Annotated in this window: 23 protein-coding genes; 7 read left to right on the plus strand and 16 right to left on the minus strand. The window is 45.4% G+C overall.

Going from position 1 to position 22,433, the window contains the following annotated elements; genetic code table 11:
- Positions 1-38: 38 nt before the first annotated feature.
- From Pcarn_RS21935 to Pcarn_RS21950, 4 genes are all read right to left on the minus strand, one after another.
- Positions 39-1,559, minus strand: a complete 1,521-nt coding sequence (locus tag Pcarn_RS21935) for a tripartite tricarboxylate transporter permease (protein ID WP_261836458.1) — start codon at positions 1,557-1,559, stop codon at positions 39-41.
- A 12-nt stretch (positions 1,560-1,571) separates the two neighbouring features.
- A complete protein-coding gene (locus Pcarn_RS21940; RefSeq protein ID WP_261836459.1) occupies positions 1,572-2,066 on the minus strand; it encodes a tripartite tricarboxylate transporter TctB family protein in 495 nt (164 codons plus the stop codon).
- 167 nt (positions 2,067-2,233) lie between these two features.
- On the minus strand, positions 2,234-3,205 hold the full coding sequence (locus tag Pcarn_RS21945) for a tripartite tricarboxylate transporter substrate binding protein (RefSeq protein WP_261836460.1): 972 nt from the start codon (positions 3,203-3,205) through the stop codon (positions 2,234-2,236).
- A 255-nt stretch (positions 3,206-3,460) separates the two neighbouring features.
- A complete protein-coding gene (locus Pcarn_RS21950) occupies positions 3,461-3,688 on the minus strand; it encodes a hypothetical protein (RefSeq protein WP_261836461.1) in 228 nt (75 codons plus the stop codon).
- A gap of 295 nt (positions 3,689-3,983) precedes the next feature.
- Here Pcarn_RS21950 and Pcarn_RS21955 point away from each other — a divergent pair, with 295 nt between their 5' ends.
- Complete coding sequence (locus tag Pcarn_RS21955) at positions 3,984-4,214, plus strand: hypothetical protein (RefSeq protein WP_261836462.1); 231 nt, start codon at positions 3,984-3,986, stop codon at positions 4,212-4,214.
- Positions 4,215-4,262: 48 nt separating this feature from the next.
- Here the strand turns inward: Pcarn_RS21955 and Pcarn_RS21960 are convergent, their stop codons facing one another.
- A complete protein-coding gene (locus tag Pcarn_RS21960; RefSeq protein WP_261836463.1) occupies positions 4,263-5,279 on the minus strand; it encodes a porin in 1,017 nt (338 codons plus the stop codon).
- 276 nt (positions 5,280-5,555) lie between these two features.
- On the opposite strand from Pcarn_RS21960, the gene Pcarn_RS21965 reads away from it, so the two are divergent.
- Positions 5,556-6,206, plus strand: a complete 651-nt coding sequence (locus tag Pcarn_RS21965; protein ID WP_261836464.1) for a Crp/Fnr family transcriptional regulator — start codon at positions 5,556-5,558, stop codon at positions 6,204-6,206.
- 31 nt (positions 6,207-6,237) lie between these two features.
- On the opposite strand, the gene Pcarn_RS21970 is transcribed toward Pcarn_RS21965, so the two are convergent.
- Both Pcarn_RS21970 and Pcarn_RS21975 read right to left on the minus strand, forming a co-directional pair.
- Positions 6,238-6,999: a hypothetical protein gene (locus Pcarn_RS21970; protein ID WP_261836465.1), complete on the minus strand. Its 762-nt coding sequence runs from the start codon at positions 6,997-6,999 to the stop codon at positions 6,238-6,240.
- Positions 7,000-7,458: 459 nt separating this feature from the next.
- On the minus strand, positions 7,459-8,415 hold the full coding sequence (locus Pcarn_RS21975; protein WP_261836466.1) for an FUSC family protein: 957 nt from the start codon (positions 8,413-8,415) through the stop codon (positions 7,459-7,461).
- Between the two features lie 461 nt (positions 8,416-8,876).
- Between Pcarn_RS21975 and Pcarn_RS21980 the strand changes: the two genes are divergently transcribed.
- Complete coding sequence (locus tag Pcarn_RS21980; RefSeq protein WP_261836467.1) at positions 8,877-9,215, plus strand: hypothetical protein; 339 nt, start codon at positions 8,877-8,879, stop codon at positions 9,213-9,215.
- Between the two features lie 65 nt (positions 9,216-9,280).
- Here Pcarn_RS21980 and Pcarn_RS21985 read toward each other — a convergent pair whose 3' ends face one another.
- From Pcarn_RS21985 to Pcarn_RS21995, 3 genes are all read right to left on the minus strand, one after another.
- Positions 9,281-10,324 (minus strand): GMP reductase, encoded by a 1,044-nt coding sequence (locus Pcarn_RS21985; RefSeq protein WP_261836468.1) that lies wholly within the window; start codon positions 10,322-10,324, stop codon positions 9,281-9,283.
- Positions 10,325-10,572: 248 nt separating this feature from the next.
- Positions 10,573-12,075 (minus strand): NAD(P)H-hydrate dehydratase, encoded by a 1,503-nt coding sequence (locus Pcarn_RS21990; RefSeq protein ID WP_261836469.1) that lies wholly within the window; start codon positions 12,073-12,075, stop codon positions 10,573-10,575.
- A gap of 141 nt (positions 12,076-12,216) precedes the next feature.
- Positions 12,217-12,588, minus strand: a complete 372-nt coding sequence (locus tag Pcarn_RS21995; protein WP_261836470.1) for an NADH:ubiquinone oxidoreductase — start codon at positions 12,586-12,588, stop codon at positions 12,217-12,219.
- A gap of 562 nt (positions 12,589-13,150) precedes the next feature.
- On the opposite strand from Pcarn_RS21995, the gene Pcarn_RS22000 reads away from it, so the two are divergent.
- Complete coding sequence (locus tag Pcarn_RS22000; protein WP_261836471.1) at positions 13,151-14,383, plus strand: L-lactate MFS transporter; 1,233 nt, start codon at positions 13,151-13,153, stop codon at positions 14,381-14,383.
- 329 nt (positions 14,384-14,712) lie between these two features.
- Positions 14,713-14,949, plus strand: coding sequence for a hypothetical protein (locus Pcarn_RS22005; RefSeq protein ID WP_261836472.1), 237 nt, complete (start codon positions 14,713-14,715; stop codon positions 14,947-14,949).
- A gap of 84 nt (positions 14,950-15,033) precedes the next feature.
- Here Pcarn_RS22005 and Pcarn_RS22010 read toward each other — a convergent pair whose 3' ends face one another.
- The gene (locus Pcarn_RS22010; protein ID WP_261836473.1) at positions 15,034-15,579 is read right to left on the minus strand and encodes a hypothetical protein; all 546 of its coding nucleotides are present in this window, start codon (positions 15,577-15,579) and stop codon (positions 15,034-15,036) included.
- An 8-nt stretch (positions 15,580-15,587) separates the two neighbouring features.
- Entirely contained in the window at positions 15,588-16,472 is an 885-nt protein-coding gene (locus tag Pcarn_RS22015) for a LysR family transcriptional regulator (protein WP_261836474.1), read from the minus strand.
- A 137-nt stretch (positions 16,473-16,609) separates the two neighbouring features.
- Between Pcarn_RS22015 and Pcarn_RS22020 the strand changes: the two genes are divergently transcribed.
- Complete coding sequence (locus tag Pcarn_RS22020; RefSeq protein ID WP_261836475.1) at positions 16,610-17,329, plus strand: SDR family oxidoreductase; 720 nt, start codon at positions 16,610-16,612, stop codon at positions 17,327-17,329.
- Between the two features lie 54 nt (positions 17,330-17,383).
- Here the strand turns inward: Pcarn_RS22020 and Pcarn_RS22025 are convergent, their stop codons facing one another.
- The 4 genes from Pcarn_RS22025 to Pcarn_RS22040 form a co-directional block, all read right to left on the minus strand.
- Positions 17,384-17,863, minus strand: a complete 480-nt coding sequence (locus Pcarn_RS22025; RefSeq protein ID WP_261836476.1) for an NYN domain-containing protein — start codon at positions 17,861-17,863, stop codon at positions 17,384-17,386.
- A 12-nt stretch (positions 17,864-17,875) separates the two neighbouring features.
- Positions 17,876-18,949 carry a threonine aldolase family protein gene (locus Pcarn_RS22030; RefSeq protein WP_261837336.1) on the minus strand — a complete coding sequence of 358 codons (1,074 nt, stop codon included), beginning with the start codon at positions 18,947-18,949 and terminating at the stop codon, positions 17,876-17,878.
- A 71-nt stretch (positions 18,950-19,020) separates the two neighbouring features.
- Positions 19,021-19,653 (minus strand): response regulator, encoded by a 633-nt coding sequence (locus tag Pcarn_RS22035; RefSeq protein WP_261836477.1) that lies wholly within the window; start codon positions 19,651-19,653, stop codon positions 19,021-19,023.
- Positions 19,653-21,029 (minus strand): sensor histidine kinase, encoded by a 1,377-nt coding sequence (locus tag Pcarn_RS22040; RefSeq protein ID WP_261836478.1) that lies wholly within the window; start codon positions 21,027-21,029, stop codon positions 19,653-19,655. Before Pcarn_RS22040 ends, Pcarn_RS22035 begins: the two co-directional genes overlap by 1 nt.
- Positions 21,030-21,375: 346 nt before the next feature.
- Here Pcarn_RS22040 and pstS point away from each other — a divergent pair, with 346 nt between their 5' ends.
- Positions 21,376-22,419 carry a phosphate ABC transporter substrate-binding protein PstS gene (gene pstS, locus Pcarn_RS22045; protein WP_261836479.1) on the plus strand — a complete coding sequence of 348 codons (1,044 nt, stop codon included), beginning with the start codon at positions 21,376-21,378 and terminating at the stop codon, positions 22,417-22,419.
- Positions 22,420-22,433 lie beyond the last annotated feature (14 nt).

A 22,433-nucleotide genomic window follows, 5' to 3' on the forward strand; every position in this document is an offset into this window, starting at 1 on the left:
AGACCATTAGCCTGCGCTTTGTATTAGGGGCTAATGACCTAGTTAGTTTGAGGCTGTGGCTTTAATTTCTTAAACGCCATTCGCCAGATTGGCGCCGTTAATACCATTACCGAGAGGATGGTAAAGACCATAGTAATTGGGCGCTCCCATAGGAATGAAAGCTCGCCATCGCTTATCATCAAAGCGCGACGAAGGTTCTCTTCCATCATCCCACCTAGAATAAATCCGAGAAGCAATGGCGCTAATGGGAAGTTCGCCAGCCTCAGGGCTATTGCACCCATGGCCACCAACAGCATCACAAACACATCCATAGTATTGAACGAAACCAGATATACCCCTGTGATTGAGAAGAACAGAATCATAGGTAGCAATACTGTTCTTGGCACAGCTAAAAGCTTAGAAATATACGGAATCAAAGGCAGATTCAGGATAACCAATACTATGTTGCCAAAGTACATGGAGATGATCACCGACCAGAATACATCCGGATGCTCAACGAACAAACGCGGACCAGGCTGAATCCCATAGGCAATCAAGGCGCCTAGCATAATAGCCGTTGTGCCTGAGCCCGGAATACCTAAAGTAAGCAGAGGTACAAACGAGCCACTAGAGGCTGCATTGTTAGCAGACTCAGGAGCAACTAAGCCGCGGATACTGCCCTTACCAAACTCTTTCTGTTTATCTTTCGGAGCTAGGTTACGCTCCATACCGTAACTAAGGAAAGCTGCGATAGTTGCACCCGCACCCGGCAAAACCCCGGTAAAGAAACCCAGAATGGAAGAACGAATAGAGGTAGGCGCGACATCCTTAAACTCCTCTTTGGTCACCTTCATGCTACCGATATTGCTCATCTGCTCATTCTCTTGAGCACTAGTATCTTGAGAGGGCTTCAAGATCCCCATCAAGGTTTCACCCAAAGCAAAGGTCGCCATTGCCAAAAGCAAAAAGCTAAAGCCATCCATCAGGTCGGTAAGACCAAAGGTAAATCGCTCAACCCCTACGCCTTTATCGATACCCACGGTTGAAAGCATCAGACCAAGCACCGTCATCATCCAAGCCTTGATAACCTGACCGGGACCAGCAAATGCGGCTACTGCCGATAAGCCAAGAAGCATAAGCGCAAAATAATCTGAAGATTGGAAGCTCAATGACACAGTAGCCAAAGCGGGCGCTGCCACAAGCAGCATCAGCGCTGATAGTGTACCGCCAGTGAACGAAGAATAAGCCGCCAGAGCTAGCGCCTTACCTGCTTGTCCTTTCTGAGCCATAGGATAACCATCAAAGGCGGTCACTACAGTAGAAGAGCAGCCAGGCGCATTGATCAAGATTGAAGAGGTCGAGCCGCCAAATACCGCGCCATAATACACGCCCGCCATCAAAATAAGACCTGAAGAAGGCTCAAGGCCATAGGTGATAGGTATCATCAGCGCGATAGCTGAGATTGGGCCAAGCCCTGGCAACATACCGATAAAGGTACCCACAAAGCAGCCCACCACCACCATCAAGATATTCCATGGCATGATGGCCGTAGAGAGCCCTTGGAAAATTCCGTCTAACATTCTTATGTCTCCCTACATAAACCACAGAATCAAGGTGCCCGGCTCAAGATAGATATCTAGCCCTTGAGTCAGCAATAGATAAAACCCGATCACAAACGGGAAAGAAGCGCCAAATAGCACAGGCTTTCTGCGCTCTCCCAGAAGGTAGAAACCTGCCAACAAGAAAAGGCTGGTTGCCAGTACGAAACCAAGATGCGTAAGACCAACCCCATACAAAGCCATCAGTACCAGAAAGCTAATCAACAGCTTCCAGTTAAAGTCCATGATTGCGCTGCTCTCTTGATCGCTCTTGCCCGTTACCAGAAGCATTAGCGCCAGACCAACACCAACCCAGGTCAAGATGGTTGGCAGAGTGCGAGCAGTGAAGGGTTCGTACTCATCACCCGGAAAGAGAGGGATCAGGCTGGTTTGATATCCATAGCCCAAACAGAACAACAAAAACAGCAAGGCACCGACGCGGTTTCGGGACAGCAACTGGCCTTTTAAGGGGGAAGATAGATGAGACATCTCTCTCTCCTAAATAGAAACTGTATATGGGCGGTTCAGCAAAGGGGTGAACAAGGTTGGCATTAGCCAATAGGTAAGGAGAATGAAAAGGCAGACCTAATCAGTCGGTAAAACCCATATACAGAGAAAATTGGAAAAGAGGCCAGCCTAAACTGGCCTATGTTTGATTATTTAAGGAAGCCAAGCTCTTTCATTAGTGAACCCATCTGCTTCTCTTGATCTTCAAGGAAGGTGTAGAAATCTTTGTCAGCTTTGTAGTTGTCGATCCAACCGTTGCGGTCACGCACTACCTGCCACTCATCGGTGTTATACATCTTAGATAGCACCTTGTTCCACTCATCGATCTTCGCTTGTTCAGTACCAGGAGCGGCAAAGAAACCACGCCAGTTAGCAAATACTGTGTCGTTGCCATACTCAGTTAGAGTCGGAATATCAGGTGCTGCTTCAAGGCGTTTAGGCGCAGTCACCGCAAGCACGCGAACCTGTCCTGAATTGGACATCTCTAGCACTTCACCTAGACCCGTAGACAGCAGCGGAGTCTCACCTGAAAGCAGTGCTGCCATCGCCTTGCCACCTGCGTCATAAGCGATATAACGTACCTGGCGGGCATCAAAACCTTCGCCTTTAAACGCTGCTGCTACCACTAGATGGTCCATACTGCCGCGAGCCGAACCACCAGCAATCTTCACGCTGCGAGGGTTCTTCTCAAAGTCCGCAACCACGTCTTCCCAAGTCTTATACTTTGAGTCTACTGAGGTCACGATAGCGCCATAATCGGAAACGGTTGCTGCAACTGGGGTAAGGTCACGGAAAGACTGAGGAAAAACACCACTTAAAGAGCGCACCACGATAGGGGTTGAGTTCACCATCAAGGTGTCTTCTTGGCGCTTAGCGGTCTCAATCAGGTGCGCGATAGCCTTACCGCCACCGCCACCAGATAGGTTTTGGAAAGAAACCTTTTCCACTAGGTCTTCTTTTACCAAAACATCGCCTGTGCCACGCGCGGTCATGTCCCAACCGCCACCGGCGCCACCAGGGATCAAGAAGTGGATTTTATCAATATCCGCTGCTGTTGCTGAAAAAGAGAAAACGACGGTCAGTAGAGCCGATGCAATCGAAGGTTTGAACTTGTTTAACATGATTCACGTTCCTTATGTACCGCAAGCGCGGCTGTTTTTATAGGTCGATGAAAAAGTTAAACGATTGTTAACGGGACGTCTTTAAAGAACGAATATTGTGAATTAGGAGCATATTGGGAGTTTTGTTCATATTGTTCATGACTTCTCGGGCAATAGAAAAGCTAAAAGAGAGCCATTCGGCTCAATGCCCCCCTTTAAGCCCTAACTGATCGGCATTGCTCCTAATCACACCCATATCGAGCCACTGACTATATTCTATCCGTGTTCGGATGTTGTCGTATCTGGTGTAGTCTGCGACATCAACTCATCACAAGGTTTGCCAGCCATCATGTCATGCATCTTAGCCATCATAGGATGGTCTTTTATCATCTGCTCCATGCTGTTGCCGTCCATCATTCCATGGTGCTTTGCTATTTCAGCTGCAAAAACAGAGGCCGAGGCCACACCACTTGCTAACAACACCAACAGAATTACTTTTTTCATTCTCGTCTCCTTAAGCAATTAACCGAAGAAATAGGCAATCAGAAAAATCGCTGCGAATATCCCCAATGTCACCTGCAACAACAACTTTGGGTTCTCGGTTCCGCCATTGGGTGGCTTATTACAACAACTCATGTTTCTTCTCCCTGAGATTTAGACTTTGATAAACATGCTAAAGGTTGTGTCCTGCACCCAAGTCAAATGGAAACGATAAAAATTTTTAGTTGGCACATATTGGTAACTAAAGTGCACAATTATTGACTATGATCACACTTCATTCAGTCGCGGTGCTCTCAACATGATGCTTATTTACTTTATTACCTTCTTTATCCTCGCCTACATCTTTGGCTTGTTTGTAGACAACAAACTAAATGCGGTGCATACCATCACCGGCGTTTCCTTCATCTGGTTATTTGCCGCAGGCCCCATCGCACTGCTTGGGTTTGCAGGTATGCTAGTGTGCTACTTTTTAGGTCGTAAGAAGGCAAAAACAGGCATCAATTTTCACTGGCGCCGCGCTTCAAGATAAAAAAAATCCCGACCTCAATTGAGAGTCGGGATTTTTCACTTTTAACACTTAGAAGGTGTAACGCATACCAAGCATGATCTCGTCTTGGTCGTTGTCACCGATACCACCCTGACCTTCGTCAAGTAGGTTGATCTTATAGCTTCCAAAGAACGCCATATCACCGATGTAGCGAGCATACTCAAGGCCGATAAAGTTGATATCTAGCTCTTCGATGTCATCTGCAGAGAAGTAGCTATAGGTCAGGTTTACGTTGTTATCGCCAAACGCGTAGCCAAGGTAAGCGTCTGCTGCATTGTAGTCAGAGCCCTTCACGCCTTCTTTAGAGATGCTACCGCCTTGATAAAGTGCCGCTAACCAAAGACCGTTGTCATTGGTGTATTTTGCTGCCGCCATGTAAGCATCAGAGCGGTCAGTTTTGTTGCCAGCACCATAGGTTTCATCGCTCGACGCGTAACCGATACCCACTTCAACACCCATAGGTAATGCATAAGCCACTACTGCACCGTAGCCATTACTCTGAGCACTTTCACTGTCTGAGTTGAAGTTGCCGTCTACATGTACGCTTAAGCCGTTGTCGAAAGCCATCTCATACTTAAGAACATTCTTAGCGCGGTCAGCAGTCGCTACTGTGTATTCGTTGATATAACCACTGTAGGTTTCCGCCATATCCGTCCAATCGGTTAAGTAGGTGACCGCATTGTTTTGGTGGCCGTAGTAAAAGTTACCATAAGTAGATTGAACACCAGCGAATAGGTGACGGGTGTTTACTGCTACATCGTCTTTGGTACCGTCTTCGTTTTCGGTCAGTTCAAACTCATACTTACCGAAGAAAGACACATCTTCAGACATCTTCTGAGTACCATCAACGCTCAAACGTACGCGAGATGCATCTGAATAGCTACTACCGTTTTTGTCTGTCTTGTTTGCGTCAGAAAAGTTACCACGAACCTCAGCGCGACCGCCGATGTTTAGGGTAGTTTTATCATCTTGAAAAACCGTGGCTGCAGTTGCAAAAGGGGCTGCAAAGGTACTCGCCACTGCAATAGTCACTAGCTTTAATTTCATAGTAGAAACCGATCCTTATTTTTATAATGGGGTGCCATTTCATTTCAGGGTCAATGGCATTTAGAGAATGAAAAATCGATAAGAATCAGCAGGCTAATGAGTGCCTGCTTATTATCGATGGCAAGGATTATTCGGCAGCTGGCGAGACTTGTACAACCGCATATGTAGGATCAAACCCTCGTCAAAAAGGGACACATTTGCTTAAAATTGATTATTAGATGAGTCAGCTAACGTCAGATAATATCTCCCCTCTAAGACGCAGTTGAGGATTGGGAAATGACGTATTCGATTGAGGTTCTAGTTTTAAAGCAGAAGCTAGATATTTCGATGGAGTTGGCTGAAACCCTATTTAGTATGGGCTCAGTGAAGACAATAGAAAAAGGCAATCTAGTTGCCCTAGAAGGCGCAGAACCCGTTAGTCTAATATTTCCTATATCTGGTATGTTCGGCGCACAACCTACCTTGGAAGAAGGTCAAGAACACGCCTTTAAAGTGTATGGTCCCGGCATGATCATCAACGATGCCTATGCCTTACAACCTAGCCAAAGACATTGCGATATTCGTTGTATGCAAGAATCTAGAGTCCTTTATATTTCTCTTTCTAAAGTGCGACGATTACTCGAGGTCTCTATCGAATTAAACCATCTGTTACTGGCATCGGTATCAAAAAAACTCAATGCGTCTTCGCTGCTTCTGTTTATCCGTAAAGAGAAAAACCCTACTCTAAAGGTAAGCCGAGCTCTCAATTTCCTCGCTACTGTAGATGAAAACAAAACCGTGCACCTTAACTATTCAGAACTAGGCGCACTGATCAACACCTCAAGGAACACCATAGCCGAAGTCATCGACGAACTGCTAGCCAAAAAGAAAGTCACCAAGGTAAACGGCACCATCAAGCTCTCAGGTTGCCTTCTTACCGAAAACTAAAAAGCGCCCCCAATTGGAGCGCTCTAAATAACTAGATTTGGTAGTTGAACTCAATACGATGCTCACCATCTTTAAAGTTGCCATACTCGTTCCAGTTGGCAAAATAACGCACATTAAAGCGTGATGTGAACTGATAAGAGGCTGCAACCTCATGCGCAAGGATAGACGACTCACCGGCAAAGCCAGCATCCTTATACACGTCTGATCCCGATAAAGTAGTCATCCACATAGGGTTGTAGTTAAGCCAGATCTTATCCGTGATTTCAATCTTGGTATAAGTACCCACAACAGCAAATGTGCCCGGCACCGAATAACCGCTGATCACCTCACCATCATCACCTATAGCATTATTAGCAAAGGATACACCTAGCCCAGCCAAAGGATAGAACTGCACAGGGCCCAGTTTAGGTAAGGCTTGAATAAAGCTATAAGAGGCACTGCCCGCCTCATTGTTAAAGTCATAGCTCATGTCTATCTGCATACCACGGCCATTGGTCAAGTCTGCCTCGAAACGACGAAAGCGAACGCTATCGATACTGTCATTTGCATAGTCTCTAAAGCCCAAACTATCACCTAACGCTCCCTTAAATTCGAGTACGTTCATGCCCATAGTGGCATCGTTGCCCGTGTCAAAGGTTTGACCCAATTTAAAGTTGATTCCACGGTCGGTATAACCCGCACCAAGCTGTGTATAGACCGCTAGAGGGTCGGACATGTCTTGAACCTCAGTTTCAGCAAGAGCCAAAGATGAAAAAGAGGCCAGTAACAGAGAAGGAATTAGGGTTTTGTTCATCGTCTTATTTCTATCTGATATTGAAATAAGGCGATGCTAGCAATCCCAGAATTTTGCTTTTGCACTAAGAGTGCAACTGGGCTTAAGGGTAATCGCGAAGAGCTAAGGGACTACCTTGTTCGACTAAGTAGTCCCAGGATTCCACCTATATAGACGATGCTCCCATCAGCTTTTAACCAGCGCTCTTCAACACCTAAAGCCTTGTGATACCACTTACGGCGGATTCGTTTTTCTATCTTTTTGCTCATTATTTTGCGTTTAATTTCTGGACGATATTTAGGTTTTTCTGGGCGCTAGTCTATCGAAACTTATTGTTTGAAAGTTGCCATTTCATGCCAGATGACAAATTAAAGGCGTATAGAAAATAGGCCTGCGGGATTACACCTATGTCTTGTTATGGGGTAAAAATAGCTACCGTAACCTCCTCTTACTCCTTAAGTAGGTAAACTTATCATAATGTCACTGGAGTTCAGCTTCACGTAATGGGATCAAGAGCCCCAAGATGATCATGCTGACACCTCCAACAATAGTGAACCAGAGTCTAGGCATAAGTACGGCCTCAACTATTTCGCTATTAAATGGGCCTACGGATACAGCTAATATCAATAGCATGATAAACGCAGTAGCAACCGTATAGTTGTGCTCCAGATAAACCAAAATCATATATAGGGACACAATCACTAGGCTCCAAGTGATGACACTCACTACTAACGGAGAATCCATGTAACCCAACATTAAACCGAGGGGAACATAAATTAACGCCCCCAGAACGGTACCACTCAATCGCTCCCAAGCTTTTGGTGCTAGATTCTTAGTCAGCGGGCTGTGGATCATCATAAATAGATACGCTCCCAGTGCCGCGCCACTACCGCCGATAAGACCTAAACAAAGAATAAGACCAACACCTAGCGCCTTACGCACAGAATACTTTAGGTCCACCTTGTTCAGTTTATACGCTTGCTTGGCTTGCTCGCTTCCACTCTCAGGATTTGGCCAAACAATGGTTGCCGCAATTATCGCAACCACAATACCCAAAATTACAGACACAGCACGCTGAGTCATAAGCGCAATTGGGTCAACATTTGATGGCACCATCATCATAGACAACAACAAGAAAGTCAGAGGCAGTATGTATTTAGGCACGCTTTGGTGGTGTGAATCGCGCTCAAACAGCACCAGTACAAAGGTAAAGATTGCTGTGGTTAACGGCGCCCAAGGCATAGCAACAAGGGATAGCGGAACCGCAATTAACGTAGTCAGCAAAGGTATCAAGCTACCCTTTACAGCCGACTCAGATGAAGAGAACTTTAGACAGAAAAGATAGTGAATGATCCCCACCTCAACCGCCACAAAGGCTTCACCTGCGTCATAGAGATACGCACTGATGATTAATAGCACAATAGAAAGAATAAACATTCTATTACCCAAAACCAGATAAGGCTTAGGGGGGACCACTTTTTGCAAAACTACACTCATCATATTCATTAACCTCAGTTGTAATTGCTAATAAAGACTCTTAAACAAGGCGCATAGAATACGTGAGTTATTCAAATTAGATTGCCATTTGGTGACATGTTGATGCGATTAACTGGAAGCAACAAGCCTAAGTATCACAATGTCACCGAATGACTACCATTGGACTATATACCTGCTCGCGGGGAACAGTACCTTGGTCTCAGCCCACTCTCTGTTATTAGTGCAGATTGGAGTGACCTTTTTTACTAATAAATCAGTACTTTATTGGATGGCATGAAATGACAAGTAATCATTCATAAAAAGCGTACACTGCTCCAATAAAATTAACCTGAGTAATCCTTATGTACACTTCAGAAAACTGGAAGTTCGGGACAAGAACAACAATAAGGCAGGGAAAGCTATTGCTTCTTCAGCAACTAAAGACTGAGGAACAGATTGCACTATTTATAAAGGTGCAACTTGATAAGATGGCAACGACCATCGAAGGTGATATAGAAAATCCAGAGCTAGAGTCTCTAAAGCTACTGTTAGAGAGTGAGCAGGTAAATGCCATTGAGTATCAAGGCTGTTGGCAAAAGGCCGAGCAATCCTATAAATCCCTAACGGATCATCTGCAACGATTCCTAAGTTGCATCGCCTACGGAGTAACGCCAGCAGTTATGGCTCTGATTTGTGATATTACCCATGAGCTTATTGAAGACACCTCAGTTGAGGTAATTGAGCGTTATTCGTTTAACTAAAAACGTATGCATAAAAAAAGAGCCGCTTAATTAAGCGGCTCTTCTCATTGATTCATAGTATCGGCTTACTCTTTACCGAATACGTTGTTCTCTTGCTCTTGTACACGGATGAAGGTAGTACGCTTGGTTAGCTCTTTAAGCTTTGCCGCGCCTACGTAGGTACAAGTTGAACGAACACCGCCTAGGATGTCTGAGATAGTGCCGTGAACGCTACCACGGAATGGTAGAAGTACGGTTTTACCTTCAGCTGCACGGTATTTCGCAACACCGCCAGAGTGCTTGTCCATCGCGCTTTGTGAAGACATGCCGTAGAACTTCATGAAGGTCTTGCCGTCTTGCTCGATTACTTCGCCGCCTGACTCTTCGTGACCTGCTAGCATACCGCCAAGCATTACGAAGTCAGCACCGCCACCGAATGCTTTTGAAACGTCACCTGCACATGAACAACCACCGTCACCGATGATCATGCCGCCAAGGCCGTGCGCTGCGTCACCACACTCGATGATTGCAGAAAGTTGTGGGTAACCAACACCAGTTTTAACGCGTGTAGTACATACAGAACCTGGGCCGATACCAACTTTAACGATGTCAGCACCAGCAAGGATTAGCTCTTCACACATGTCGCCAGTTACTACGTTACCAGCAGAGATAACCTTGTTAGGGAACTCAGCGCGTACTTTTTGTACGTACTCAACTAGGTGCTCTGAGTAGCCGTTTGCGATATCGATACAGATGAAGATTAGCTCTTCTGATAACTCCATGATCTGCTTAGTTTTTTCAAAGTCAGCTTCTGAAGTACCAGTAGATACGAATACGTTGTTTAGAGTCTTAACATCAGCGTTTTGAACGAACTCAGCCCATTGCTCAACTGTGTAGTGCTTGTGCACTGCAGTCATTACGTCGTGCTCAGCTAGAGCCGCTACCATTTCGAAGCTGCCCACAGAATCCATGTTTGCTGCAATTACAGGTACACCAGACCATTGACGACCGCTATGCTTGAATGTAAACTCGCGGGTTAAATTTACTTGAGAACGACTTTTTAGTGTTGAACGCTTCGGGCGAAACAGTACATCTTTAAAGCCTAACTTAAGTTCTTGTTCGATACGCATTGTTGCATTTCCTTACTTCAATAGATGATGTGCCAATTACAATGCAGGTCTGAGCTTTGGCAGAAGCGATGACCATTCTACGGACACAAAAAAACCGGAGCGTTGGCAGACGCTCCGGTTTTCAGCATTATAGGACGTAAATTTTTTATCACAATAGAAATTTGTCCAGAACCGTCCAAAATTCGCTTTAAAAACAATCAAACCATTTAAAATCAACAACTTAAAAAGTCGTACTTTTCTTAAGTTTCTTAGGAACTGCGAGGTAGATCACCTTCAAGATTCATTAGCTCTCTGATGTGAGGGAGAAGGTCTGAGGCTAAGATTCCTATCTTCCCGCCGTCGGCAGCCACTCTATCGGCCGCAGTAGAATGCAACCATGCGCCTAGTGTCGCAGCTTCACTTGGACCTAAACCTTGTGCCAGTAGCGCAACTAAAATGCCGGTAAGTACATCTCCCATACCTCCACTAGCCATGCCTGGATTCCCCGCGCGAATCACAAACTTCTCTTTTCCGTTATAAATGATGGTGCCTGAGCCTTTTAGCAAAGTGACCGCATGATATTTCTCATAGAGACGACGTGCAGCAACATACCTATCGGATTCCACCTCTTGAATAGAGGTGCCCAGCAATCGGCTTGCCTCGCCGGGATGTGGGGTAATTATGGAGCCAGTTAAATCCGGCACCGAATCCATGTTGGCGATGAGATTGAGCGCGTCGGCATCAAACACTTTCGAGATTTGGTTTTGCTTGAATGCAAGGTTCAGAAGCTTCTTACCCCATTCTCCTTGCCCCAAGCCAGGGCCTACCGCTAACGCATTACAGCGCTCTACGCGCTCAATTAACAATTCCGATAAGTCCCCAGAATCATAGCTATGCACCATTATCTCTGGCTGACGACTGAGTAAAGGTGCCTGGGTTTGTTCACTACTGATAACACTGACAAGACCAGCTCCACTGCGAGCACAGGCTTGGGAAGCCAAGATGATAGCGCCACTAAAGCCTGCAGCACCGCCAACCAAAGTCGCTCTGCCGCTCTCTCCTTTGTGAAAGCACTCACCTCGCTTAGGCAGGACCTCTAGTGCCTGGGGCTTGTCAAAGATACTCGCGACCGGTCGCTCAAGATCTGCAAAGGCTTCCCCTACTCCCAACTCTGCGATAAATAACTCACCCACCACTGCTTTGGCTCTGCCGGTTACCAGCCCAGTTTTAGCTCCTATAAAGGAGACAGTAGTATCTGCGCGAACGCATCCGCCCAACATAACGCCAGTATCCGCCTGAAGCCCTGAAGGCACATCTAGAGAAAGCACCTTACTCTGAAGGGCATTGATGCGTCTGATGACATACAGCATCTCCTCACGAACAGCGCCAGAGAGACCTGTACCAAGTAAGCCATCGACAATAAGCTCGAACTCACCATTAGGAAACTCGTTTTCTATATTGCCGCCTATATTGAGCCATGACTGCTTCGCGTGGGAGGAGTCATCGGTGGAAGAGTGGCAAAACTTAGGTTGAAATAGGGTAACCGAGTAGCCCTCTATGGCGGCCTGCCTAGCAACTACGAAACCATCACCACCGTTATTACCGCTGCCGCAACACACCAATATATGAGCGCCAGGCTCAGCCATCTGTTTAAGGCGTTCAAAGGCGGCAAAACCCGCTCTCTCCATAAGTTCATACATGGAGATGCCAACGGTTTGGGCCGCTACAGGCTCGCTACGCTTAATTTGTTCGGCACGATAGAGGGGAAACATAGGCTAATCCCTTATGAATTCAATCACTAAAGGATATACCGAATATGAGGATCCGCACTGTGATCCTGCTTTTTAGATGGAAAAAGAGAGGCATAAAAAAAGCGCCGATAACGATCGACGCTTTTCACTAGAATGCTTTGATTAAGCTTGTGCTTCTTTCGCCTTAGAAAGACCAAGACGGCGATTAGTCGCTTTGTCTTTAAAGTAGAAGTACACGTAGGTCACTGCCACTGCGAAGAACAGATACGAAAGCGAGAAAATGAACGGCGAGGTAATATGACCTGCTTTAACACCTATCATTGTCGCTGTTACCGTAACGGTTAGCTTAGACAGCATACCAACTAGCAGTAGGAATACAGCAAGTTGTGGCCAACGCGTAGAACGGAAGGCAAACCAAAAACATGAACCCACAGCTAGCGACGCAGTACCCAGCCCGTAAAGGAAAGAGTGTAAATGTTCAGCTGACGCTGCACCGGCAGAAACGGAAACCAACAGAAGTAAGAAAATCTTCATACAAACCCCACTAATAGTTAGTAAAGCATCCTTTCAAATTTGAAAACTAAGTTTTATACGCATTTTGAATGAAAAAGACACAGATTGAAACCATTATTTTGCATGTTTTTTGTACAGAAATTTATTATGACCCTACATTTCACAAGGCTTTAACAAGTTTAATATCTCCCGATCACTACAAAGGCTTATCAAATCAGCATTTGTAATTCAAACCCTTAAAACCACACTCTAATTGTTAGTATTTTGTAAAAGTTAAACCTATTTAAATTTTTGTCGTAGTGATCACCCAAGGTATGGACACCCCCTCTTTTGTATGCAATTAGACCCCTATTTTTATCCATAAAATAGGCAGATCTACATCACAAAATGCTACACGGTAAGCCCTTGCCATTTGTATGGAAAATAATTTCTCTAAAATGAGAAAAAGGGATTCACTTCACAAAAAACTTGTGTACAATTCGCGCACCCATGCTCTTTGAATTGTTGAAAGTTTCAAAAATATTTTAACGGTTCGAACAATTAAACAGTCGGATACCAAACCGAATCAACGCTGAGAACAAATATGAACAAGTTTGATAAAGCGATGCGAATTCTTGTGGCAGGATTCTGTATCAACCTATGTCTAGGCATTCTGTATGCTTGGAGTGTTTTCAACAAAGCTCTAGTAACAGACCTAGGTTGGAACGCTGCAGACGCTTCTCAACCATACGCAATCGCAACCGTAACTTTCTCTATTGCACTTTTGGTTGCTGGTATCCTTCAAGACCGTATGGGTCCACGTAACATCCTTATCCTAGGTGCTACGCTGACTGGTCTTGGTATGATCGCATCAAGCTTTGCTACTACTCCAGCTATGCTAAGCCTAACCTTCGGTGTTGTTGCAGGTGCTGGTATCGGCTTCGGTTATGCTTGTCTGTCTCCAGCGGCAATGAAGTGGTTCCACGCGTCTAAAAAAGGCATGGTTAACGGCCTAATCGCATCTGGTTTCGGTCTGGCAGCTGTTTATCTTGCTCCACTGACTGCATCTCTTATCAATAACTTCGGTATCGACGACAGCTTCCTGATCCTAGGTATTGGTGTTCTTGTGATTGCAGTGCCACTAGCGGCAACCATCAACAACCCACCAGAGGGCTATGTTCCTGCGGCACCTAAAGTTAAAGCAGGTGCAGCTCCAGTTGTTGTTAAGCAAAGCACTGACATCTCATGGAAAGCAATGCTGAAAACGCCTCAGTTCTACTCTCTATGGGTAATGTACGCGTTCGCATCTGCAACCGGTCTGATGATCATTGCAAACATCACAACTATTGCTAGCGTTCAAGCTAACCTGCCAAACGCGGTTTACCTTGCGTCTATCCTAGCGGTATTTAACTCAGGCGGTCGTATCGCTGCAGGTATCCTTTCTGACAAGATTGGTGGTCTACGCACGCTATTCATCGCATTCGCGCTACAGGGCATCAACATGGTTCTGTTCGCAACCTTCAAGACTGAAGCGACTCTAATCCTGGGTACTGCAATCGCAGCTGTAGGTTACGGTACGCTACTAGCAGTATTCCCATCTATCACTGCGGAATACTATGGTCTGAAGAACTACGGTACTAACTACGGTGTGCTTTACACTGCATGGGGTATCGGTGGTGCAATCGGTACTGCAGTTGTTGGCTTCTCTATGGCAAACGGCGACGGTTACGGTCTTGCTTACACCATCTCTGCGGTAATGATGGGTGTGTGTGTTGCTCTATCTCTAGTAACTCGCCCAATCACTGAAGAGAAAGCAGAGCAACTTGCTGCTGCATAATAATCTCTAATTCAGATTTCCAAGGGTCGCTTATGCGGCCCTTTTTTGTACCTGTTATATACATAAAGACATGCTCAATTCTAAATAATCCGTACAATAGCCCAAATTAATTTCTGTGAACCAGTTCAATTCATATAGTGATTATTAAAGTATGAAACTTTTAGAGACGGTTCACAGTTAGTAAATTAAGCCCGCGCGCGCATTCACAGAAGGTATTTAATTATTTAAAAGTATTACTCAGATCTATTTATGGATTAATCATTTGGTCTAGTATCAGATTATCGAATGCTATTCGAATGGATAATCTAGAGGTTCTTCAAGGAGTGAAGATGGAAGTAGTAATCAAGAGCTGCCAAGGGCGGCAAGAGCTGGATAGGTTCAAGCTATCCCCTTATAAGATGGATACTTTTCTGGCTGAGACAGGATGTAATAACTTCTGTGAGGGCTGTGAGAGCGGGGTTATGATAGAGGTCTATGAAGCGGGAAGACTAACCTTCTCGAAAAAGACAATTATGCACGACTCATTAAAACGATTATTAAAGCAGAACAAGGCTATCCTAGCTTAGGTAATTATTTTAAATATTGAATAATATGCAAGCTCAGAGGATTCTCTGAGCTTTTTTATTTCTGAAAGATATTAATAAGGTTAATTAGGAGTAATTAACACTTTTAGCTTGTGGTGCAAATATTAGATATAACCACAAAATTATTCCGGCAATGCCCATCATAAAGGTATCTAGAAGCATGGTAACCACCAATGCCAACAGATAAAGCCAACCGTTATGACCACAGTTCTTCCAGCGTGCTACCGACAGGCCAAGTCCAAACCAAATAAAGCCAAAGAATAGAGGTATCATAACCACTAGTGCGGAATCGCCCATACTGGTGACGAGCATCATCAGCACTATCACTGTAGCAATGCTGGCTGCGGAGTATCCTAGATAAGCCAAACGCTGGAGTTTGTTGGTTCTAAACAGGAAGATGCTCTTAACGCTGACGCTCTCATTGCTATTGGACGAGAGGTTTTCAGCTTTAAAGATTGAGATAGCCTTTTCTTCACTGGCCGCTTGAATGATACGGCTAAAGATCTTAAAGCCTTGTTGGCTGTAGCTTTGGATCTCTTCTGATGCATTGCTACTACCAAGATCAACAGCCAAAACTACGGAATTCTTATACAGGATCTGATAACTGTTCACTTTGTCCCTTACAGGTTATTTTTTACGAACTCGATAAACGCAGATAAACGAGCAGTTCGGTACTTATCCCTATGATATATCATAGAAAATGGCACACTTGGAATATGCCAATCGTCAAAAACTGTGACAAGCTTCCCTTGTTCTAATGCCTCTTCACAGTAAAGAGTGGGAACACGTATAATTCCGTTACCATGTAACGCACCATTGATCAGCGCACGACCATTTTTACACTGTAAATTACCATTCACCACAGTCTCAAATCGCTCACCTGTCGCATCTTCTATAAAGCTCCAACGGTTTACCGACCCTATCAAGCATCTATGCTGAGCAAGCTGTTTAGGATGAGTAATTTCAGGGTGATTTTCTAGGTATTTAGGGCTGGCAAGGGTAGCCATCTGAATATCAAACAACTTACGAGCGATAAAACCTGCGTCCTGCAGCTCACCCATTCGAAATGCTACATCAAATTCATCCGCTATGAGATCGACTCTATGGCTACTGAAATCCAGATTGATCGATACTCCAGGGTGATCATTCATAAAGCGATTAACAAGAGGCACCAAGATCTCTTCACCTAGATATCCACCTACACAGTTGACCGACAACTGACCGCGCAGTTCCTCTGTATCCTCAATAGATATCTTTAGTGCTTGGTCTATATTGCCTAACGCTCCCTGGCAACGCTGATAAAGCCCCTTCCCTTCTGGGGTGAGCTTAAGAGTGCGCGTAGTACGGGTTAACAGGGTCACCCCAAGATCTTTTTCCAACCGAGTGATCTGCCTAGACACGTGCGATCTAGAAACATCCAACAACTCTGCCGCCTTAGTAAAGCTCTCTTGCTCCGCCACCAGCACAAAGGAGCGCACATCAGTCAGGTTGACTCTATCCAGCATCTGTTTCTTTCCAATCACAATTATTGTTGCAGTATAGCAACAGTTATTTGAGTAAAGCGATATATATCAACAAACAGATTGCCCCTAGAATACACCTCATCGAAACGACATCCCCTACACAAGACGGAGAGACAAACATGAAAAAACTCGTTGTAATCACAGGTGCAAGCTCAGGTATCGGTAAAGCAATCGCCCTTCGTTTAAGTGAACAAGGTCATCCACTACTTCTTCTAGCGCGTCGCGTTGAGCGCCTTGAAGAGATGAACCTACCAAACACCCTATGCGCTAAAGTAGACGTTACCGACATCAACTCTTTTGCACAGGCTATCAAAAAAGCAGAAGAGCAATTTGGTGAAGCTGAGGTTCTAGTAAACAACGCAGGCACTATGCTACTTGGTCAAATCGACACTCAAGATGCGCAGGAGTGGAAGCGTATGTTTGATGTAAACGTACTAGGCCTTCTAAATGGCATGCAAACAGTGCTTGAGCCAATGAAGAAACGCAACACAGGCACTATCGTTAACATCAGCTCTATAGCAGGTAAGAAGACCTTCCCTAACCACGCAGCATACTGCGGCACTAAGTTTGCGGTACACGCTATCTCAGAGAACGTGCGCGAAGAAGTAGCTGCTCACAATGTACGTGTGACTACCATTGCACCGGGCGCAGTAGAAACCGAGCTTCTGTCTCACACCACTTCAGATGAGATCAAGCAAGGCTATGACGACTGGAAAGAAGACATGGGTGGCGTACTAGCAGCTGATGACGTAGCTCGCGCTGTAGAATTCGCTATCTCACAACCACAAAGCGTTTGTATCCGTGAGATTGCTCTAGCACCAACTAAGCAACAACCATAATTAATTGAGCTAAAGCCAAAATGATAAGGGCAGTCCTAGTGACTGCCCTTTTTGCTATATGAGAAGTTCACTCTGTATTGAGTGATGACTCGACGCCGCATCTATCAAAGACTGTGCAGTGAGCGCCTCCACAGAGAAGACCTCAAACGCCTTGCCATAGTGTTCTCGCACACGAGTCGCAAGCATATCAAAGTCCCCATCGCCAGATACCAAGATGATTTTATCGATATCTTCACGCATCGCGGTTTCAATCACATCAATAGTGATACCTACATCCCAATCCCCTTTCGCACTGCCATCGGAGCGCTGTATAAAGGGTTTTAGCTTTACCTTAAAACCTATGCCACGCAGAATATGGTGGAACTGGCGCTGCTTTGGGTTATTGCTGGCAATGGCAAATGCGTGCGCAAGCACCACATCTTGCTTTTCGGAAATCAGACGCCAAAAGGCGTTGTAATCAAAGTGCTTACCAAAGGCATCGCGAGTGGTGTAATAGACGTTCTGCACATCCACAAAGACGGCGACGTTAGACATGCTTTCTCCTGTCTAGCTGTGTGACTCGAGGGCTGTGAACACCACTCTGAGTTCTTCATCATTCAAATTCAATAGATTATCACCCACATACCACTCCATATAAGACTGCTTAGGATGGTAAGAGACCTGTGGATTACCAATCCAGATACCTTGCTCAGTTGCAAGCTTATGCTGTAGCTCTAATGCCTTTTCTTGGCCATATGGCAAGATCAGGTGCAGCATATTCGCCTGAGGCATAGCTGGGTTGACCGCCAACTTAGGAAACTCTTGCAAGATCTGATAGATCTCTTGGGTACGCTCATATAGCCTCGGCATGATAGCCAAACGCTCATCAAATTGCATCGCAGCAGACACCACATAAGGGGTTCTGTGGTACACATCACCGCCTTGGCGCTTCATCCACATGGCAGCGAGCTCAATGAACTCCTTCGAACCCAGTAGAATTGAACCACCCATACCGCCCACGCCCTTGTACAAGGAGACATAGGCACTACCAAAGCCCTTGGTGATCTCTGAGTAATCTTTTTGATAATAAGCGCCCGTCTCAAACAGACGAGCACCATCTAGATGCAAATGGATATCTTGCTCTGCACAATAGGCCTTAATGGCCTGCAGCTCTTCCCAGCTTGGCAGCTGTCCGCCAATTTCACGCATCGGCAACTCGTATAGCACAGCGGCTATCTCATCAGGCCATGCCTTAAGGTCATCCAGTTTCCAAGGCTGATAAGCGTTACCTAGAGGCAATACATTAAAGCGTTGTTGGAACTGATAGCCCTGACGCTCTCTAAGATAAACATGGCTTGATGAGTGCATCGCCACCAGCGGATTGCGTTTCTGTTTTGCTACCAGTTGCAAGGCGGTAGTTTGGGTCATGGTACCCGTCATCACAAACAGACCCGCTTCATAACCAAGCAGATCAGCCACTTTTTGCTCCAGCGCTTGAATGGTTTCACCCTCACCATACACATCATGGTGAACGTTATTTTCCTCACACCACTTAGCCATCTTGGCAAAATGCTCTGCCGGAGTATCTTCTTTATTACCGGGCAAAATCGTGCTGCACTGCTGTCTTAAATTGCTCATTATCCTTTCCTTAGATCTTGGGGGAACCTTCCAAGCTACTCTTAAATTTTATGTTAGTAAATAATCACTTACGGTCACTGCAACATAGCGCTATACACCTCTTTGCCCTTTTCAGACAAAGAGTAAACCCGCCCCTCTTCCTTCTCGACCAAGCCGCAATTTACTAATTGCTTTAGGTGGAAGTTGAACTTGGTGTGATCTTCTATGCCAACCACTCGACACAGGTCCATAAACTTGAGCTTGCGATGAATCTTGAGCTGAGTCACCACTTTGCGGCGAATGGGATTTGAAAGAGCACTAAAAATAAGGTCGTGACTGCGCTCATCTAATCGAGATTTTGGCGCTTTACTGGCATGTACTCGTTTTAGGGTCATGGACAGTGAAGCAAGGTTGAAAGGTTTAGTCAGAAACTCATCCGCGCCTTTTTTCATCGCATCTACCGCTACATCGACAGTGGCAAACGCAGTAGTGATGACAACACCAATATTAGGTTGCATGCGTTTTAATGAGGAGAGCGCTTCTATGCCAGTCATACCCGTCATCACCACATCAAACAAGGCCAGGTCAAACTGCTCATTGGCGGCAATATCGAGCGCATCTTCTGCACTCTCACAGGCCGTTACTTCGAAAGATTCAAGGGTCAGAGCCTCGTTAAGAACCTCTCTGAGCTGTTGATCGTCTTCAGCTAGAAGTAGCTTAAGATTCATTACATTTTCCTAGGTAATTCAATAACGACGGTCAATCCACGGTCGTTGTTTTTAAACAGTAATTTGCCGCCATGTTGCAGAATCATTTGCTTACAAAGCGCCAGCCCCATACCCGTTCCCTCGCCCTTGGGCTTGGTAGTAAAGAAAGGTTGTGTTGCTCTCGCAAGCACATCATCGCTCATGCCTGAGCCATGATCGGAGATCTTCACCACCGCCTTGAGTTTCGATTGCAGGGTTTGAATGTGCAAATACTTGTCATCGACACTGGCATCAATAGCATTGCCAATAATGTTGCTAAATACCGCCTCAAGCAACCCCTCATCTCCGAGAACGGTCAGTTCTTCATCAAGAGAGGCCTCTACATTGAAATCAGTCAATCTAAATTGATTCAAAGAGAACGCTGAGTTCACAACCTCAGAAAGGTTGACTGGTTTGCGTTGAACAGGCTTCTGATGGGCATAATTCAGTATCTCTTGGCTGATCTCAGCCGCTCGAGACAAACCGTGATTAATCCTATCTATTTGACGAGTCACCACCTCATCTTTTGGAGCTTGGTGCCTTAATAAATCACAGCTCATCATGGCACTGCTAATCGGTGTTTTGATCTCATGAGCGACAGCCGACACCAGCTCCCCCAGTTCGATTAACTTGGCGTCTTGAAGAGAATGTGCAAGGGCAGTCTCAATCTGTTTCTTGCGCTCCCTATCAAACACTTCAAGGGCTTTCCAAAGGGTCACCAGTATCAATGCGGCGCAACTTGCTCGAAGTACTAACACCCAGAGCCCCATGTCTGCGGTCAGCAATCCCGCACTAATGCCATAGGCCACAAGAGAAGCACCCGTGTACTTAAACGGCAGGGCCGCGCCATGCCCTTCTCTCTCTAAAACCGAGGCGTAACTTATGACCGCAAATCCAGCTAAGGCACTGGAGCCAAAGCCAAACATCCAACGGATATGGTCTGAGGTATCTATCAGATACTCAAAGTATGAAACGCTGCCATAGCGCAGGCCTAGGCTTATTAAAAACAGGCTCACCGCTACAAGCGAGGCCAACTTTATCAACCCAAGATAGCGCCAACTGGTAAGGTCTAGCATCTTCCAAGAAAACCAGCCCATTGCAATAAACGACAACCACAGCTTGAGGGTAATAAAGGTCTGCAGCTCTAAGGTTAAAGGATGGTCTTCTGCATAGATGACGAAATAGAGCTCCGTCCATTCGTGCAAACCGTGCAGGAATCCAAAGGCTCCCAAGATTGGCAAAGTAGAGGCTATCGCTATCTGACTGTTTTTCAGATCTCGAAACAGTATGGCGAAAAAGATGGCAAAGAAGGCAAGGCCATACAGAAGATAAACTTTAAAGACGAATAGAGTATCCATAGAACCGATGTGAACTCACATTATAAGTAGATTGTATACGCTAGCTTGTTTGCCTGTATACCCACTCAGAAAGCTGAAAGCTCATCCCGTTTTATTTTGTGAAGTTTTCTTATCAGAATTTTCTTGGCTGATATAAATCTTATTCACGAAAGAACATTAATCAAAAACAAGTAATATTTCTGTCATATAGCAATTCTAATCTCCCCTTCGTCAGCACGGAATCACTGCTTGACTGGTTTATTTAAACGACATTTTTTAAACCAAAACCGGGCTATTAAATTTAACCTTCATCATGAATTTTATAGCCCTGTTTAAACTACTCATTCTTTATTTTTGGAGATTCATTGTGAAATTGTTCAAAACAGCTCTAGTAACCTCTGCACTGGTTGCAGCTTCATTTGGTGCAGCAGCTAGCACGACTATTAACGGCGCTGGAGCTACGTTCCCACATCCAATTTATGCAAAGTGGGCAGAGCAGTACCAAAAAGAAACTGGCGTTAAGATCAACTACCAAGCGATCGGTTCTGGCGGTGGTATTCGTCAAATCACGGCAAACACCGTTGATTTCGGCGCAACCGACGCTCCTCTAACAATCGAAGAGTTGAACAAAGAAGGCATGATTCAGTTCCCTATGGTAATGGGTGCTATAGTTCCTGTTGTTAACATCCCTGGCATTGACGCTGGTGAAGTTAAACTAACCGGTAAAGTGCTTGCTGACATTTACCTTGGCAATATCAAGTCATGGAATGACCCTGCAATCATAGCCCTTAACGAAGGCGTAGAGCTTCCAAACCAGCCTATCTATGTGGTTCATCGCTCAGACGGTTCAGGCACCACCTTCAACTTTACTGAATACCTAGACCAAGTAAGCCCAGAATGGCACGAGTCTGTAGGTGTAGGTAAAGACATCACTTGGCCAAACAAAGCCACCACTATTGGTGGTAACGGTAACGCTGGTGTGGCTAACTTCGTGAGCCGTACTCGCGGTGCAATCGGCTACGTTGAATACGCGTATGCTAAGCAAAACGACATGGCTTACACACAGATGCAAGCGGCTGATGGCAAATTCCTAATGCCAACCATGGATACCTTCCAAGCAGCGGCAGCGAATGCTGATTGGGACAATGCTCCGGGTTACCACCTGTTGCTAAACAACCAGCCTGGTGCAGAATCTTGGCCAATGACAGCAGCAACTTTCATCCTAATGCACAAGGATCAGAAAGATTCAGCTAAAGCACAAGCTATCGTAGATTTCTTTGAGTGGAGCTACGACCAAGGTGCACTGGCAGAAGAACTGGATTACGTTCCAATGCCAACCAAGGTTATTGATATGGTTAATAACACTTGGAAAAAAGGCCTAACAAATAACGGCCAAGCTATCATCAAATAATGATTTAAAGCCCC

It is taken from the genome of Vibrio ishigakensis (genome assembly GCF_024347675.1).
Taxonomy (GTDB): domain Bacteria; phylum Pseudomonadota; class Gammaproteobacteria; order Enterobacterales; family Vibrionaceae; genus Vibrio; species Vibrio ishigakensis.